Source organism: Paraburkholderia sp. (genome assembly GCF_047605525.1).
Lineage (GTDB): Bacteria > Pseudomonadota > Gammaproteobacteria > Burkholderiales > Burkholderiaceae > Paraburkholderia.
In genome coordinates this window covers 1-17,651 of sequence record NZ_JASGFN010000036.1, presented here as the reverse complement: position 1 = coordinate 17,651, position 17,651 = coordinate 1, and the positions used below count along the sequence as shown (strand labels likewise).

Below are 17,651 nucleotides of genomic sequence, written 5' to 3'. Positions count from 1 at the left end.
ACCATGCCGATCCATGCCGATCTATAGCTACCGGTGCGCAACGTGCGGCCCGTTCGATCTGATGCGCCGCGTCGACGCGCGTGATCTGCCGGCTGATTGTCCGGCGTGCGGCACGACCATGCACCGGATTCCGAATGGCTTGCCCGTGTTGCCCGATCACGCAGACGATCAGTCGGCCGGCAGCGAGGGCTCGTATCTGGCGAAGCATCGACGCGGGTGCGGGTGTTGCGGCTGACAAGGCGCCACTCGCCCCTTCGCCGGTGTCAGCTATCCTGCCTGAAATCTTCCACCGAAATCCGCAGCCTGCGGAGCTTGTCATACAGGGTGGGCTTGGGCAAGCCCAGCGCCTTGGATGCAAGCGTCACGTCGCCGCGATGGCGCCTCAACTCCTCGGTAATCATCGTCCGCTCGAAATGCTCGACCTGTTGCGGCAGGCCGCTGAGCATTTCGTGAGTGTCCGTCGTAGCGGTCAAACGATCGCCGAGCAGGCCCAGCACGAAGCGGTCCGCCACGTTTCGCAATTCCCGGACGTTGCCCGGCCACGCATGCGCCATCAGTTCGGCCAGTTGCGCACTATTGAGCATGGGCGCGGGGCGCTCGTAGCGCGTCGCAGCCAGCAGCGTAAAGTGCTCGAACAACAGCGGTATGTCCTCTCGCCGCTCGCGCAGCGGCGGCAACTTAACGAAGGCGACGCCGATGCGGTAATACAGATCCGAGCGGAATTTCTGCTGGTCGCTCAGCACTTTCAGGTCGTCCTTCGACGCGGCGATCACCCGGCAATCCACCGGAATAGCCTTGTTCGACCCGATGCGCTCGATGCTGCGCTCCTGCAGCGCGCGCAGGAATTTCACCTGCACGGCCATCGGCATGCTTTCGATCTCGTCCAGAAACAGCGTGCCGCCTTGTGCGTACTCGAACTTCCCGATGCGCACCTGGGTGGCGCCGGTGAAGGAGCCCACTTCGTGGCCGAACAGTTCGCTTTCGGCCAGCGACTCCGACAGGCCGCCGCAGTTGAGCGGCACGTAGTTCGCGCGGCGCCGGCCGCTGTGATCGTGAAGACACCGTGCAATCAGGTCCTTGCCCGTGCCGGTCTCGCCGTAAATGACCACGTCGGCCGAGGTGCCGGCGAGCGTCAGAACCGTTTCGCGCACGTGTGCCATCTGCGCGGAGTGGCCGAGGATCGCGGACTCGATGCCTCGCGAGTTTTCCAGCCGTTCGCGCAACGCCTGTACCTGCAGCGTCAGGCTGCGTTTTTCGGCGGCGCGGCGGACCACCACGACCAGGTGTTCCGACGGAAACGGTTTCTCGATGAAGTCGTAGGCGCCCTGGCGCATCGCCTGAACGGCCATCGCGATGTCGCCGTGGCCCGAGACGAAGATGACCGGCAGATTGGCGTCGATGGCCCGGATCTCTTCCAGCCACTCCGTGCCGTCCATGCCGGGCAGTTTGACGTCGCACAGCACGACCGCCGGCACGCCGGCCCGAACGTGCGGCCGCGCCTCCTCGACACTCGCAAAGGCATCGACCTCGAAACCGGCCAGCTCCAGCGCCTGCTGGCTGCCCATGCGCACATCGGGTTCATCCTCCACGAAGATGACGCGAATGGCCTGTTTGTCACTCATCGACATTTGTCTCCGATGCTGCCGCAAGCGGCAATTCGATTGTGAAGCACGCGCCGCCGCCGTCGATATTGCGGCCCAGCAGATTGCCGCCCAGTTCGCGCACGATGTGCGCCGAGATCATCAGCCCGAGCCCCAGTCCCGCGCCGGCCGGCTTGCTGGTCGTAAAGGGCTCGAATAGCCGCAGCAGGATGTCGGCCCGGATGCCGGGGCCTGTATCACTGACCTCGATCACACAGCGCGCCCCGCTCCCGTCGGCCACCTGTGCCGTCACACGCAGGAGCCGCCGCGGCGAGGCCGCCATGGCATCGATGGCATTGCCGAACAGGTTGACCAGCACCTGTTCGAGCCGCGCCTCTTCGGCCAACGCACAAAGCGTGGCGGGATGAACGTGCACTTCCAGCTCGACGTTGTTTTCCTGAAGACGTTGCCGCACCAGAAACTCGGCGCCGCTGACGGCCTTCGCGACCGCGACGGGCACCCGGATCGGACTGGCTTTGTGCGCGAATGCCTTGAGTTGATAGGTCAGGCGCCCAAGGCGATCCACCAGATGCGCAACGCGGTGCAGATTGCTGCGTACGTCGTCCAGCCGGGATTTTTCCAGCAGGACACACGCGTTGTCGGACAAAGTTCGCAACGCGGCGAGAGGCTGATTGAGTTCGTGGACCATGCCGGCCGACATCTGCCCCAACGCCGCCATTTTGCCCGCATGAACCAGTTCGGCTTGCGTGACGCGCAGATCGGCCTCGATGGCCTTGCGGACTTCCACCTCGTTGCCGAGCTGGCTCACCGCGCTGCGCAACTCGGCCGTGCGCTCCGCAACCTTGGATTCGAGACTGTCATGCGCGGCTTGCAGGGCGGCCTGGCCGGCCAGCCGGTGACGCAGCGCGCGCTGGCGCTGCAGGAAGATCATCGCCAGCAGCAACAGGACGGCCGCCGCCAGCGCGGCAATGATGGCCAGGTCGCGCGCGTTCGCGCCAACCGGCGCCACGTCGTCCAGCACGATCAGGCTCCAGCCATTCTGCCCGAGAGGCCGCGTCGTTCCCAGAAACCGCCTGTCGTCGAGGGTAATCAGCGATGCGTCGGGCGCCAGACGCTTCATCACGTGCCAGTTCAACGGGTTGAGCGTGGCATCCCCATAGGGCCGCGTCGCGGCGATTTCCCCGAGCATCCGGGGGGTGAGCGGCGCCAGCGGCCTGAAGTTCCATTCTTCGCGCGACGACAGGATCACGACACCGCGCTGGTCGATCAGAAGCACACTCCCGGGCAGCTTCTTCCAGCCGAGTTCGGTTTTCTCGAGATCGACCTTGACGGTAGCCACGCCGCTCATTCGCCCCTGATGGTAAAGCGCATATGAAAGGTAATAGCCTGCCCGCTTGCTGGTGAAACCCATGCCATAGAAGTGGCCGCGGCCGTGTGCGAGCGCGTCCTTCACATAAGGGCGAAATGAGAGATCCGTTCCGATCGGCGTACTGGGCTCATTCCAGTCCGACGCGGCGACACCGACGCCGGCGAGATTCAGTACGTAGAGGCTGGAAGCGCCGGCCGTCGCGTTGACGCCCTGCAGATAACGATTGACTCCGTCACGCAAGCTGGCGTCCCCTGGCGAAGCGAGCAACGCAAACACACTGGGCGTCATTTCAAGCAACGACGGCAGGTAATCGAGACGCGCGAGATCGCTTTGCAGCCCAGCGCTGACCAGATCGAGACGGTGCTGGGCCGCCTCGCGCATGCCCGCGAGACCTGCGCGCATCCCCACCGCATGCCCCATCGTCGCGGCGGCGCCAATGAATACCAGGGCGGCACACCCGCTCAGCGCGCGCCGTATGCCGACGCCCACACCGTCTCGCACCCTGGGCGGCTGGCTCATGATCCGGCGAGCCCGCGCCCGCGCCGAACGGCGCCGCACCGTTGCACTCTGATCCCGGACGTGAACGGCGTCACGATCGTGTCTCCTCTCAGGGGTCAGCCGGATGCCGGTTGCGACGCATGCCCCTGGGTTCGAAAGCCTGACTGAAGTCACTCGACTGCGGCAGGAAGCACTCGCGCGTGGGCGCCTGAGGAGATCGCCACCGCATGCGGCACTTTCGTCCATGATACCTGCGTCATGGCCGGCGGGGGACCGGGACACCACCTAATCGCGAGGAGGATGTGGCTCGTGCGCGGCGCCCGGCTGCAACCCCTCCGACATGCCGATCAGCACACCGCTTACCAGCGCGGCATAGCTGTTTATCATGGCCTGGACCGCGCGCACGCCATTCACGCGGCCATCGCGCACGGCCTTGCGCGCCTGCTCCAGCAACTGTTCGAGCGCCGCATTCGCCTCCTCTCCCGTCTCGGTGCCTTCGAGTTTCATCGCCTGAAGCAGGTGTAGCCACGGCGTTCGCAGGGTATTGCCGCTGTGCTGCGTCGCCTTCGTGACCGCGGCGAAAAAAGTATCTTCGATCAGTTCCAGATTGGCCAATGCGCCCTTCATCTGCCTGTTCTCGAGATGAGCGCCCTGGGCGACGAGCCGCTCCAGTGCCTTGTGATGCGCCTCGACGGTTTGCAGCAAAGCGGCATCCATTCCCTTGAACGCACGCGCGAGCAATGCCTCGATGTCGACAGGCTCGGCCTGATTCCGAGCGGCGCCCGCGGACGCAGCCTGGGTCACGACTTTCAACACCTTGCCGATATTGTCCAGCGTCAGTTCGCGCCCCTGCAATGCCCTCAGGGTCGCCTCGCGCACCGCGTGCCCCACCGCCTCACCCTGCTTCGCCGTAGCTTCGGAAAACATTCTGATCAACGCTTCCTGATCGATTCCCGACTTGATCATGCCTGTCACCTTATATGGTAGAAGTGCGGTACCCCATGTTTGTCCGCGAAACGCCCGCTCGGCGCGGGCGCTCCGCTGTGCTCCTTCACTGCATGTGCTGGCCGCCGTTGATGGCGATGTTGGCGCCGGTCACGAAGGCGGCTTCCTCCGAAGCCAGGTAGATGATCAGACCGGCCACTTCCTCCGGCTTGCCGAGACGGCCGACCGGAATATTCGGCAGGATCTTGGAATTCAGCACCTCCTCGGGAATGGCCGTGACCATCTTGGTGCCGATGTAGCCGGGCGAAATGGTATTGACGGTCACCCCTTTCTTCGCGACTTCGAGCGCGAGCGCCTTGGTGAAACCGTGTACCCCGGACTTGGCCGCCGAATAATTGGTCTGTCCAAAGGCGCCCTTGGAACCGTTGACCGACGACACATTGATCACGCGTCCCCAGTTGCGCTCGACCATGCCGTCGGCAACCTGCTTGGTCATGTTGAACAGGCTGTCGAGGTTGGTGCGCAGTACCGCGTCCCAGTTGACCTTGTCCATCTTCTTGAACGTCATGTCGCGGGTAATGCCGGCGTTGTTGACCAGCACGTCGACCGGGCCGAGCTTCTCCTGCACCTGCGCGACGGCCTTCGCGCAGGAGTCGATGTCGGTCACGTCGCAGGGCACGGCGAGGATGTCATAACCCTTCTCCTTCATCTGCGCGACCCATTCCGCGTGCTTCGTGTTGCCGGGCGAATAGGTCACGGCCACCTTGTAGCCGGCGTCCACCATCTTGGTGGAAATCGTTTCACCGAGGCCGCCCATGCCGCCCGTTACCAGTACCACGCGTGCTTTCGTCATGTTCCGTCTCCATATCGGTAGATATCGTCGTTCAGGCTCGTTCGACGGCGAGCGCCACGCCCATGCCGCCGCCGATGCATAGCGACGCCAGCCCCTTGTTGGCGCCGCGGCGCTTCATCTCATGCAGCAGCGTCACGAGGACCCGGCAGCCGGACGCGCCGATCGGGTGGCCGATGGCAATCGCGCCGCCGTTGACGTTGATCCGGTTCGTGTCCCAGTCCATTTCCCGGTTCACCGCGCAGGCCTGCGCGGCGAAGGCCTCGTTGATTTCCATCAGGTCGAGCGCATGCGCCGACCAGCCCGCCCGCTGCAGACACAGGCGGGACGCGGGCACCGGACCCATGCCCATCAGCGTCGGATCGAGACCCGCGGACGCATACGCGCGAATCACCGCGAGCGGCTGCAGGCCGAGCGTCGCCGCGCGCTTCGCGGTCATGACCAGCACGGCGGCGGCGCCGTCGTTGAGACCGGACGCGTTGCCGGCCGTCACCGATCCGGCCTTGTCGAAGGCCGGCCGCAAACCGGCCAGCCCGTCGGCGCTGGTTTTGCGATTGATGAACTCGTCGGCGGCGAACACGATCGGATCGCCTTTCCTCTGCGCAATGGAGAACGGCAGGATCTCGTCGTTGAAGCGGCCCGCGTCCTGGGCGGCGGCGGCCTTCTGCTGCGACGCGAGCGCCAGCGCATCCTGCATCTCGCGCGTAATGCCGTAGGCCTTGGCCACGTTCTCGGCCGTGATGCCCATGTGGTACTGGTTGTAGACGTCCCACAGGCCATCGACGATCATGCTGTCGACCAGCTTCGCGTCGCCCATGCGGAAACCGTCGCGCGAACCCGGCAATACGTGCGGCGCGGCGCTCATGTTCTCCTGGCCGCCCGCCACCACGATCTCCGCGTCACCGCATTTGATGGCCTGCGTCGCCAGCATCACGGCCTTCAGGCCCGAGCCGCACACCTTGTTGATGGTCATGGCCGGAACGCTTTGCGGCAGTCCCGCCTTGATGACGGTCTGCCGCGCCGGATTCTGGCCGGCCCCGGCGGTCAGCACCTGGCCCATGATGACTTCGCTGACGGCGTCGGCGGGCACGCCGGCCTGGGCCAGCAATCCCTTCACGACATGAGCGCCGAGATCGACCGCGGGCGTTCTGGCGAGCGTGCCGCCGAATTTGCCCACGGCAGTGCGGGCAGCGGCAACGATGACGATATCGGACATGTTCACTCCTTCTCGATGGATGGATGAAAAACCACAAAACCAGCGGCCTCGGGCCGTCTTCTCCCTGATCTCACCGTCCGCCGCCGGCTCGACGACAAACCGTTCGCGCGGATCGGCATCAGCCTTCCCCGTGTCAGCTTTTTTTGACTCGATTCACCGGGCCGTCACGCGTGCAGCGAGGCTTCCCGCCTTGCCACCGCGCCGCGTCGATAGAGCACCCAGGTACCGATCAGACCGCAGCAGGCGGCAAAACTCATCCACAGGCCCGGCGCCCCTTTGTTGCCCGTCGTCTCGATCAGGAAAGTCGAAACAACGGGCGTGAAGCCGCCGAAGATGGCCGTGGCGAGGCTGTAGGCCAGCGAGAAGCCCGAGGTTCGCACGTTGACGGGCATCACCTCGGTGAGCGCCACCACCATCGCGCCGTTGTAACTGCCATACAGGAACGACAGCCAGAGTTCGGCGATCAGCATCTTCTGGAAGGTGGGCGCGACCACCAGCCACGCCATCACCGGATAAGCGGTGAGGATGGTCAGCACGGTAAAAAAGATCAGCAGCGGCTTGCGTCCGACCCGGTCGGACAGCGCGCCCATCACCGGCAGCCAGAACAGGTTCGACAAGCCGATGCAGAAGGTCACGACGAGGCTGTCCCGTGCCGACAGCTTGAGCACGCTGCGTCCGAAGGTCGGCGTGTAGACGGTGATCAGGTAGAACGACACGGTGGTCATCACCACCAGCATCATGCCGGCGATCACGATGCCCCAGTTCTGCACCATCGAGCGCAGGATTTCGCGCGCGTTCGGCCTGTGCGTGCGGGCCATGAACTCCTCGGTTTCCTGCAGCGAACGGCGGATCACGAAGATGAACGGCACGATCATGCAGCCGATGAAGAACGGGATTCGCCAGCCCCACGCGACGATCGTTTCATGCGCCATCGTGGAGTTGATCACGTAGCCGATGAACGCGGCAATGATGATCGCCACCTGCTGGCTGGCCGATTGCCAGCTCACGTAAAAGCCCTTGTGACCCGGTGTCGCCATTTCCGCGAGGTAGACCGAGACGCCGCCCAGTTCCACGCCCGCTGAAAAGCCCTGCAGCAGCCGGCCGATCAGCACGAGCAGCGGCGCGAACAGGCCGATCGTCGCGTAACCCGGCACGAACGCCACCAGTATCGTGCCCATCGCCATGATGGACAGCGTCGTGATGAGCCCTTGCCTGCGGCCCACCTTGTCGATATAGGCCCCCAGCACGATGGCGCCCACCGGCCGCATGATGAAGCCGGCGCCGAAGGTGCCGAACGTCAGCATCAGCGAAGCGAATTCGCTGTCCGCCGGGAAATAGGTTTTGGCGATGTAGGTCGCGTAAAAACCGAACAGGAAGAAGTCGAACATCTCCAGGAAGTTGCCGCTCGTCACCCGGATAACCATTCCGACCTTGGACTGTGTTGCGCTTGCGTTCGACATTTTCGTCGTCTCCTCTGATTCTCATGTTCGACCGGCGCGGCCGGCTGCCGCCGGGCCTGCCGGTCCGGACCTCCCGCCGCCGTCGCTCAAGCGACGAACTGGCACTGCGATGCCGGCGTGCGGGTGTCCATGTTGCGGCCGCGATTCATATGGTCGTCGACCTCGGCGGCGCAACCGAGCATGCGCGGGTACAGGAAGATCGTGAAGGCCGCCGTCTCCAGCGCGGCGCTGTCGTATTCGCCGCGGCGGTACGGCTGCCACAGCATCTTCAGCAGCAACGCGGCAATGACCGCATCGACGTTCACGCAGTAGACGTTGCGCGATACCCCGGCCTCGAACAGCGTCTCCACCAGGATGCCGTAGAAATCGTGGAAGACGTTGTATTCCTGGTGCTCCGCCATCAGCTTGCGGATGAATACTTCGCGCGGGTCGTGATTGACCGGCTTGTCCTTGAACACGGGGTGATTGACGCCCGGAATCTTCTGGATGTCGAGGCTGCCGCTGTTTTTCCTGTCCGATTTGTAGCGGGCATAAGCCTCGACGTATTTCAGGGCGAGCGCCTTCAGGTCGATGCCGTGATTCGGGTCGCCGGGGTCCGTCAGACCGGTATCCCTGAACTGCTCGATCAGGAACGCGATACCCTCGTAGCCGTTGCCGCCGTGCGTGTAGCCCGTGTGAGTAAGAAAACCGACGAGACCCTTGTTGAGCTGCACCCGTTCCGGGTCTTCCGGACCGTCGGCCGACACCGCGCCTTTGGCGCCCTGCGCCGAGATCGTGCCTGGACCGTTGGACAGCAGCAGCCCGACCAGCACCTGAAACGACAGCAGGTCGGCCGGCGTCGGCGGCACGCCGAGCAGCGCGGCGAAGGCGACCTCGCTGATCGGCCGCTGCTGCAGGATGTCCGCCGTCGCGATGCCGCAGAAACTGTCCGGCCGATGCTGTTCGGCCGAGACCGACGCGCCGATCAACGCGCCGAACAGCCGCATCCACCACGGCAGGCTTTCGGCCGTCAGCCGCGAGATGCGCTTGCGCATCAAGGGGCCCCACGCGAGCGTGGTGGTAATGGCGGCGAGCACGGCGTCCGCGGTGGGATGACCCGGCAAGGTTTCCAGGTAACGCACGAAAATCGACTTCACGCCGCGGGCACGCAGACCGGCGAGCATCGCTTCCGCGCGGGGATCGGAATCGACGCCCACGAAGAGCGCCGGGTCCTCGATCCCGATGCGGCCGGTATCGAAGCTTTCGTCCAGCGCGTCGCTCACGCCGGCCGCCACGAAGCTGTCGATCAGCACGTGCACCGCCTGGCGCGCCTGTCCCTGGCTACGCGGCCCGAGAATGCTGGCCGCCGCGGCCAGCACGCTGTTGGGGGCGTTGCCGGCCTCGCGCGCGGCCTGCGCCGCGGCCAGCGCCGGGTGGCCGTGCAGGTTGAGCCCAGCGCCGATCGCCACGTTGATCAAACGCTGATCGTTCGCGCCGCCGGGTTCGTGCAACAGCGCCAGACTGACGTTCGCCTCCAGCGGGTATTGCGCGGCGTCGAGCATCGAAACGCCATACAGGCTGGTGACCTGGGTCCGCGCGTCCATCTGCGACGCGCCCGACGCATCCTTGAGCGTCTGGCGCGGCGGCACGGCGCCGATCTGCCGGTTGAGCGCCGCGATCTGTTCGTTATAAGGAGCCGCGGCCTCGACGACTGGCAGGTCGAGTTCGGGCGGCAACGTCAGGCCGTGGTTTGCGCCGAACCACGGCTTGAGCGCGAGGTTGCCCTCCGGTTCGAAGTCGGGACGGCAGGCATTCTCGCGCATCACCGCGGTCAGGGCCGCCGGAATGTGCGCAATGTTGGTCACCACCGCGCCTTTGGCCGAGAACACCGGCTGCTCGGGCGTGAAGATGCCGTCCACGCCGAACTTCTCCATGAACCAGCCTTCCTTGCTCATCGCGTCGTCGGCGCCGCCGGCCATCGCGCCGGCATGTCCGACCGAACGGGTCAGCTTGGACTTCCAGCGTCCCACCACGCACGCCACCACGGGCTTGGTGAAGTTCGCGTCCAGTTCATAGTAGCCACCGGGCTCGACATAGAGCACAGCCGCCTTGCTGCGGGCATCGTTGGACAGCGCAAAGGCGAACTCGGGCGCAGCGAAGTGAATGTAGACATCCTTGCCGCTGGAAATCGACGTGGTCGTGCCCCAGCCGGCCATGCGCAGATAGGTTGCAATGGTCGTGGTGAAGTTGCCCGAGTTCGAGAAGATCGCAATCGAACCGCGCCGCAGTGCTTCCTCGGGATGGTCGCCGCCCAGCGCGCCGCCGATGCGCACCTGGTTCCACGTATCGGCCACGCCCAGGCTGTTGCCGCCGAAAATGTCGATGCCGTTGGCCTGCCCCATCGCGCGGATTTCGCGCGAATCGTGTACCGCCAGTTTCTCGGTGACGATGAAGATCTTCCTGAGCTCCGGATTGACCCGGATCAATTCAGCCACGCCGTCGCGAGCGGCTGCCGGCGGCAGATAGATCACGCCGCAATTGAAGCGGTGACCGTCGTTGATACCCTCGAGCACGTTGTTGTAGACGGGAACGTTTCCCAGCGCCGTCTCCAGCACCTGGCCGCGCTTGCCCGGCGCGGTGCCGAACACCACGTTGCCGCCCGAATAGGCATGGCCCACCGGGGTCACGTCGCTCGATTCACCGCCCAGGATATTGAGCACGCAGACCCGGTCCTCGCGCGTGGCCACCTGAGCGAGGGAACTGGTGCCGACGAAATATTTGAAATCGCCTACGCCTTGTTTGTACATGACACTCTCCTAATGCGCGATTGCAACGTTCAGGTAACAGTCAGACAACCAGGCTGGGCACGATGCCGAGCTGCGCCGCGATCTGCTCGCGGCCGCCGGCTTTCATCCACGCGTCGACCTGCTTCGCGTGCAGCACCACTTCGCTCATGTCGGAGTCGAACCCGAAGAACCGGTACGGCAGGCCCAGCGCATCGAGCGTGTCGCGCATGGCGCCCATGCCGCGCACCAGGTTCGGACCGCCGCGGCCGATCACCACGTACAGCGGCGTGGCCCCATGCCGGCTGAAATGCTCGCGCAACGCATCGGCCATCGCGCGGAAAGTCTCGAAGATGTCCGTGTTGTTCGACTTGCCGCCGATGATGAACAGCACGTTGCTCTGCTTGAGCCAGTGCTTGAAACAGATGCGCGCCACCTCCTTCATCTTTTCGTAAGGCGGGTTGCCGCCGAAGTCCGACGAGATGATCGCGTCGTCGCCGAGCATCTGGGTGACGAGAGAATTCGCGCCGCCGCCGAAGGTCGGCGCGAGAATCGTGCCGCTGGAATTGATCACGTAGACGTCGCTCTGCCCCTGGTAGGTACGCAACTGGTTGATCTCCTGCTCGAAGTCGGAGTAGTCGACCGCGAACAGGCTGGCCGGCAGATTCAGGCGGCGCCAGCGCGGATCGTCGCGATCGAAACCGCATTTGAAATCGCAGGCGACGGGCGTCATGCGGCCTTTCTTGTCCACCCGCATGCGGATCGGATTCAACTCGAGCGTGGTCATCCCGTAGTCGTGGTACAGCTCCCACAGCTTGGGCAGGTGCTGCACCAGCGGCGAGATGATCTGCCGGGGCGCGCCGAGCGCGGAGAGCGCATTGGCCACCACGAACGCTTTCAGGCCGGTGAGCGGATCGAACGGCACCTGCGCCACCATGCTCCTGTCGAGCTCCTCGATGTCCATGCCGCCGTGGTGAGTGAGCGTCATCGTCGGCGCACGAAAATGGGTCGAGTCGGTAATCGAGAAATAGACCTCGTGCTCGGCGGGTACGCCGGCCTCGAAGGTCACTCCGTTGGCCTTGGCCACCGTATTGCCGACGCGGTGCTCGACGAAATACAGACGCTCCTTTTCCTTCAACGCGGTCTTCAGGTCGGTGGCCTTGCCGATCAGTCCGGCCTTGCCCTTCTTGCCGACGCCTCCCTTGAACACGGGCTTGATGAAAATCAGGCCGTGCCTGTCGATCAGCGCGCGAATCTCCTCTTCGCTCGCGCTGGGCCCGAGTACTTCGGTGGTGGGGAAATCGACGAACTGGAGCATCCTCGCGCCATGAAACATACCGGTGACTTGCATGATGTGCCTCTTAAGAAGAGCATTTCGCTAGCGGTCAAAAGACGACGGGTACAGGCAGATTCAGATTCGGCAGGGCTGGCTCGCGGCACGGCCTGACACGCCGTGCCGCCGTATAGGGATGGACGTGGCGAAACCCGGCGCGCTCCGGAGTCGGGCCGCTACGCGGGGTGTCGTGAAAAGGGATGTGAGCGAATGACTTGCAGACGCGGCGTGACGTCGCGCGCCCGTTGCCGCACGGGCGCCGGGCCGCTGGACCCGCTCGCTGCCGCGACGCGGTTGAACAGAGCGTGAAAGGCCTTTCAGCTCGCCGGTCGCAACAACCGGATCGAGCCTGTCACTGGCGTTCATTCCGTCTCCTCCTGGCGGCCCGCATCAAAGGCGGCGCCGCGCGTTTTGACCTGAAAAGAGCAATGGCTATGCCAATTTCGCACCGCCATACGGCCCTGACCAAACCGTTGATTTGACTTATTTTTCGATGAACCAGACCCGGGCGGTGGAACGGAATGCCGTAATGGCGCGACGCGCGGAGTATGGTTTTCCGTGCGGGCCGATCCGGGCAAACGCGCGCCGGCGCGACAAGCCCGTCCCGGCCTTCAGGCAGCCATCACGCAGCCATCATGCGGCCGCGCGAGACACACCGGCATCGACGGCGGCCAGCGCGGTCATGTTGACGATCCGGCGCACGGTCGACGACGGCGTGAGGATATGCACCGGCCGCGCCGCGCCGAGCAGAATGCCGCCCACCGTGATGCCCCCGCCCGCTGCGATCCGCAGCAGGTTGTAGGAGATGTTGGCCGCGTCGACGTTGGGCATCACCAGCACGTTGGCTTCGGTGTTCAAGCCCGATTCCGGGAACTCGTGTTCGAGGATCTCGCGCGAGAGCGCCGCGTCGCCGCGCATCTCGCCGTCGACCGCAAGCTGCGGATCGAGCCCCCTGACGATCGCCAGCGCCTCGCGCATCTTGACGGCACTGCGAACGTCCGAGCTGCCGAAGCTCGAATGCGACAACAGCGCCACGCTGGGCGTAATGCCGAAGCGTCGCACCTCGTCGGCTGCCAGCAGCGTGATCTCGGCGATCTGCTCAGCCGTCGGGTCGGGATTGACGTGCGTGTCGCAGATGAACAGTTGACGCCCGGGAAGCATCAGCATCTGCATCGCCGCGAAAGTCCGGGTGCCGTGTTTCAGGCCGATCACGTCGCGCACGTAGCGCAAGTGGTCCTGATACCGGCCGAACGTGCCGCACAGCATCGCGTCGGCGCGGCCCTCGCGCAGCGCCATGACGCCCACCAGGGTGCCGTGACTGCGCATCTCCGCCTGCGCCTGCGCGCTCGATACGCCCTGGCGGCGCACGAGCCGGTAGTACGCGTCAGCGGTCTTGCCGCAAGCGGCTGGATCGAACGGATCGATGCACTCGAAGTCGGTGCCGGGCCGCAGGCGCAGACCGTATTGCGCGATGCGCCCGGCAATCACGTCCGGACGGCCGGCCAATAGCGGGTAGGCGATCCCCTCGTCCACCGCCACCTGCGCGGCGCGCAGCACGCGCTCGTCTTCGCCTTCCGCATAGATGACCCGCTTCGGCGCGCGCTTGGCGGACGCGAACACCGGCTGCATCGCGCTGCCCGACTGGTAGACGAACTGGCCGAGACGCTGCCGGTAAGCGGCCATGTCGTCGATCGGCCGCGTGGCCACGTTGCTGTCCATCGCCGCCTGCGCCACCGCCGGCGCCACCACTTCGATGAGGCGTGGATCGAACGGCTTCGGGATCAGATACTCCGCGCCGAAGCGCAGGCCGACCGCGCCATAGGCCCGCGCCACCACTTCGGGAATCTCGACGTGCGCAAGCCCGGCGATCGCGCGCACCGCGGCCAGCTTCATCGCCTCGTTGATCGTCGTGGCGCCGACATCGAGCGCGCCGCGGAAGATGAACGGAAAGCACAACACGTTGTTGACCTGGTTCGGGTAGTCCGAGCGGCCGGTGCCGAGGATCGCGTCGGGCCGCGCGGCGAGCGCTTCCTCGGGCATGATCTCGGGAACCGGATTGGCCATGGCGAGGATGATCGGCGCGCGCGCCATGCGCTTGACCATATCGGCTGTGAGCACGCCGGCAGCCGACAGGCCGAGAAAAATGTCGGCCCCCTCGATGACTTCGCCCAGCGTGCGCGCCGGGGTATCCTGCGCATAGCGCGCCTTGTTCGGATCCATCTGCTCCTTGCGGCCGGCGTAGACGATGCCTTTGCTGTCGGACACGAACACGTTGTGCCGCGGCAGCCCGAGGCTCACGATCAGGTCGAGGCAGGCGAGCGCCGCGGCACCCGCGCCCGACGCCACCAGCCTGACCTCGGAAATATCCTTGCCGACATGTTCGAGCGCGTTGAGGATGGCCGCCGCGGCCACGATCGCCGTGCCGTGCTGGTCATCGTGGAAGACCGGAATCTTCATGCGCTCGCGCAGTTTCTGCTCGATGTAAAAACACTCGGGCGCCTTGATGTCCTCGAGGTTGATACCGCCGAAAGTCGGCTCCATGCGCGCGATGGTGTCGATCAGCAGATCGGGGTCGGTCTCGTCGAGCTCGATGTCGAATACGTCGATGCCGGCAAACTTCTTGAAGAGACACCCCTTGCCTTCCATCACCGGCTTGCCCGCGAGCGCGCCGATGTTGCCGAGACCCAGCACCGCCGTGCCGTTGGTGACGACAGCCACGAGATTGTTGCGCGCCGTCAGGTTGCCGGCCTCGCGCGGATCGTCGGCGATCGCGAGACAGGCTTCGGCCACGCCCGGCGAATAGGCCAGACCCAGGTCGCGCTGGGTCGCCATCGGCTTGGTCGGCGTGACCGAAATCTTGCCCGGCGTCGGGTAGCGATGGTAGTCGAGAGCATCTTCGCGCAGATTATCCGTCATGGTTGTCTCCAGATATTTTTTAAAGCGGCAACGCGGCGCAAACGCGGGGGTGGAACAACGGACCTGTCGCGCCTATTTCTTCCTCTGCGGCGGCAGATCCGTGCAATGGCCTTCGAAGAGTTCGGCGCTCATGCCGATCGACTCGCCGAGCGTCGGATGCGGGTGGATGGTCTTGCCGATGTCGGCCGGCTCGCATCCCATCTCTATCGCGAGGCACACCTCGCTGATGAGGTCGCCCGCATGGGTGCCGACGATGCCGCCGCCGATCACGCGACGGGTCGCCTCGTCGAAGATCAGTTTGGTGAAGCCTTCGTCACGGCCGTTGGCGATCGCGCGCCCCGACGCGGCCCACGGAAATACCGCCTTGCCGTATTTGATGCCTTCGGCTTTGCACTGCTCCTCGGTCTTGCCGGCCCAGGCCACTTCGGGATCCGTATAGGCCACCGAAGGAATCTGCCGCGCATCGAAGAAGCTCGCGTCGCCATGCGCGGCCTCGGCGGCCACATGCGCTTCGTGCACCGCCTTGTGCGCGAGCATCGGCTCGCCGACGATGTCGCCGATCGCGAAGATATGCGGCACGTTGGTGCGCATCTGCCTGTCGACGTGGATGAAACCGCGCTCCGTCACCGCCACGCCGGCCTGGTCCGCGCCGATCCGCTTGCCGTTCGGGCTACGCCCCACGGCCACCAGCACCAGGTCATACACCTGCGGCTCGCCGGGCGCGCTGGCGCCCTCGAAGCCGACTTCGATACCGGCCTTCGTCGGCTTCGCGCTGACCGCCCGGGTCTTCAGCATCACGTGGCCGAAGCGGTGCGTGTTCATCTTGTCCCACACCTTCACCAGATCGCGGTCGGCGCCCTGCATCAGGCCATCGAGCATCTCGACGACGTCGATGCGCGCACCGAGCGTCGAGTAGACGGTCGCCATCTCCAGTCCGATGATGCCGCCGCCCACGACCAGCATGCGCTTGGGGATGGACTTGAGCTTCAGTGCGCCGGTCGAGTCGACGATGCGCTCGTCGTCCGGCATGAAGGGTAGCTTCACCGCCTGCGACCCCGCCGCGATGATCGCTTTCGCGAACTTCACGACGCGCCTGGCGCCGTCGGACGCCACGACTTCGAGATGATGTGCGTCGACAAAGCTGCCTACGCCGGTGACGACCTCGACCTTGCGGGCCTTCGCCATGCCGGCGAGACCGCCGGTCAGCTTGCCGACCACGCCGTCCTTGAAAGCGCGCAGCCCGTCGAGATCGATCTCGGGTGCGCGATAACGGATGCCGTGATCGGCCAGATGAGCCGCCTCGTCCATCACGGAGGCCGTGTGCAGCAACGCCTTGGACGGGATGCAGCCCACGTTCAGACATACGCCGCCCAACGTCGGATAACGTTCGACCAGCACCGTCTTCATGCCCAGGTCGGCGCTGCGGAACGCGGCCGAGTAGCCACCGGGGCCGGCGCCGAGCACCAGCATCTCGCACTCCACGTCGACCTTGCCGCCGTAGCTCGAGGCCGGCAACGGCGCGGCGGCGGGCGCGGGCGCGGGCGATGGTGATGGCGCCGCGGCCGATGCGGCCGGCGTCGCCGCGGGTACGGCCGCGGCAGCCGCCGCATCCGCGGCCTCGACCACCAGAATCACCGAGCCCTCGCTCACCTTGTCGTCGACCTTGACCTTGATTTCCTTGACCACGCCGGCATGCGTGGACGGAATCTCCATCGAGGCCTTGTCGGACTCCACCATGATCAGGCCGGTATCGACGGCGATCACCTCGCCCACCTTCACCATCAACTCGATGACGGCGACATCCTTGAAGTCGCCGATGTCCGGCACTTTCACATCCACGAGATTGGTCATTGCAGTACGCCCATCAGAACAGCGCGCGCCGCAGGTCGGCGAGCAGGTTGGCGAAATGGACGTTAAAGCGCGCGGCGGCGGCGCCGTCGATCACGCGGTGGTCCCAGGACAGCGACAGCGGCAGCGCGAGCCGCGAGGTCCAGTTCCTGCCATCGCTGGAGTGCTGCTTCCAGTAGCTCTTGCACACCCCCATGATGGCCACCTCGGGGGCGTTGATGATCGGTGTGAAATAGATGCCGCCGATGCCGCCGAGCGAACTGATCGTGAAGCTGCCGCCCTGCATCTGCTCGGGCTTGAGCTTGCCTTCGCGGGCCAGCTTCGCCAGCTCGGCCATCTCCTTCGCGATCTCGGGCACGCTCTTGCGATCCGCGTCGCGGATCACCGGCACCACCAGTCCATTCGGCGTGTCGGCCGCGAAGCCGATGTGGTAGTACTGTTTGAGGACGAGCACGTCGCCGTCGGCGGTCTTCTCGAGGCTCGCGTTGAACTCGGGAAACGCCTTGAGCGTGGCCACCGCCGCCTTCATCATGAACGGCAGCATGCTGATCTTCACGCCCGACTTCTCCAGCTCCTTGTTCATCCGCACGCGAAACTGCTCGAGGTCGGTGATATCGGCCTCGTCGTGCGTGGTCACGTGCGGAATCATCACCCAGTTGCGATGCAGGTTCGCCGCCGAAATCTTCTTGATGCGCGACAGCTCCTTGCGCTCGACGGGGCCGAATTTCGCGAAGTCGACCTTCGGCCAGGGCAGCAGGTCAAGGCCGCCGACACCCGCGCCGGCCGCCGGTGCCGCGGACGCCGCCCTGGCCGAAGGTCGACTTCGCGAAATTCGGCCCCGTCGAGCGCAAGG

The 17,651-nt window shown here is 65.1% G+C and carries 12 protein-coding genes; 1 reads left to right on the top strand and 11 read right to left on the bottom strand.

Translation table 11 applies throughout. The features are described from left to right. The first annotated feature begins 13 nt into the window (after window positions 1-13). On the top strand, window positions 14-235 hold the full coding sequence (locus QM685_RS33665) for an FmdB family zinc ribbon protein (protein ID WP_415123573.1): 222 nt from the start codon (window positions 14-16) through the stop codon (window positions 233-235). Window positions 236-263: 28 nt separating this feature from the next. Here the strand turns inward: QM685_RS33665 and QM685_RS33660 are convergent, their stop codons facing one another. The 11 genes from QM685_RS33660 to QM685_RS33610 all read right to left on the bottom strand — a co-directional run. Next, window positions 264-1,622, bottom strand: coding sequence for a sigma-54-dependent transcriptional regulator (locus QM685_RS33660; protein ID WP_415123572.1), 1,359 nt, complete (start codon window positions 1,620-1,622; stop codon window positions 264-266). Next, window positions 1,615-3,489 carry a sensor histidine kinase gene (locus tag QM685_RS33655; protein WP_415123571.1) on the bottom strand — a complete coding sequence of 625 codons (1,875 nt, stop codon included), beginning with the start codon at window positions 3,487-3,489 and terminating at the stop codon, window positions 1,615-1,617. The genes QM685_RS33660 and QM685_RS33655 overlap by 8 nt, the downstream gene beginning before the upstream one ends. A gap of 264 nt (window positions 3,490-3,753) precedes the next feature. After that, window positions 3,754-4,434, bottom strand: coding sequence for a DUF6781 family protein (locus QM685_RS33650; RefSeq protein WP_415123570.1), 681 nt, complete (start codon window positions 4,432-4,434; stop codon window positions 3,754-3,756). 85 nt (window positions 4,435-4,519) lie between these two features. Next, window positions 4,520-5,266: an acetoacetyl-CoA reductase gene (phbB, locus tag QM685_RS33645; protein WP_415123569.1), complete on the bottom strand. Its 747-nt coding sequence runs from the start codon at window positions 5,264-5,266 to the stop codon at window positions 4,520-4,522. 31 nt (window positions 5,267-5,297) lie between these two features. After that, window positions 5,298-6,479 (bottom strand): acetyl-CoA C-acetyltransferase, encoded by a 1,182-nt coding sequence (locus QM685_RS33640; protein WP_415123568.1) that lies wholly within the window; start codon window positions 6,477-6,479, stop codon window positions 5,298-5,300. Between the two features lie 164 nt (window positions 6,480-6,643). After that, window positions 6,644-7,939, bottom strand: coding sequence for an MFS transporter (locus QM685_RS33635; protein WP_415123567.1), 1,296 nt, complete (start codon window positions 7,937-7,939; stop codon window positions 6,644-6,646). Window positions 7,940-8,025: 86 nt separating this feature from the next. Next, window positions 8,026-10,725 (bottom strand): CoA-binding protein, encoded by a 2,700-nt coding sequence (locus QM685_RS33630; RefSeq protein WP_415123566.1) that lies wholly within the window; start codon window positions 10,723-10,725, stop codon window positions 8,026-8,028. Between the two features lie 40 nt (window positions 10,726-10,765). Beyond that, entirely contained in the window at window positions 10,766-12,052 is a 1,287-nt protein-coding gene (locus QM685_RS33625) for an ATP citrate lyase citrate-binding domain-containing protein (protein ID WP_415123565.1), read from the bottom strand. 615 nt (window positions 12,053-12,667) lie between these two features. Beyond that, complete coding sequence (locus QM685_RS33620) at window positions 12,668-14,950, bottom strand: NADP-dependent malic enzyme (RefSeq protein WP_415123564.1); 2,283 nt, start codon at window positions 14,948-14,950, stop codon at window positions 12,668-12,670. A gap of 72 nt (window positions 14,951-15,022) precedes the next feature. After that, the gene (gene lpdA / locus QM685_RS33615; RefSeq protein ID WP_415123563.1) at window positions 15,023-16,801 is read right to left on the bottom strand and encodes a dihydrolipoyl dehydrogenase; all 1,779 of its coding nucleotides are present in this window, start codon (window positions 16,799-16,801) and stop codon (window positions 15,023-15,025) included. Window positions 16,802-16,814: 13 nt separating this feature from the next. Continuing rightward, on the bottom strand, window positions 16,815-17,651 hold an 837-nt coding region (locus QM685_RS33610; protein ID WP_415123562.1), incomplete at its 5' end, for a 2-oxo acid dehydrogenase subunit E2.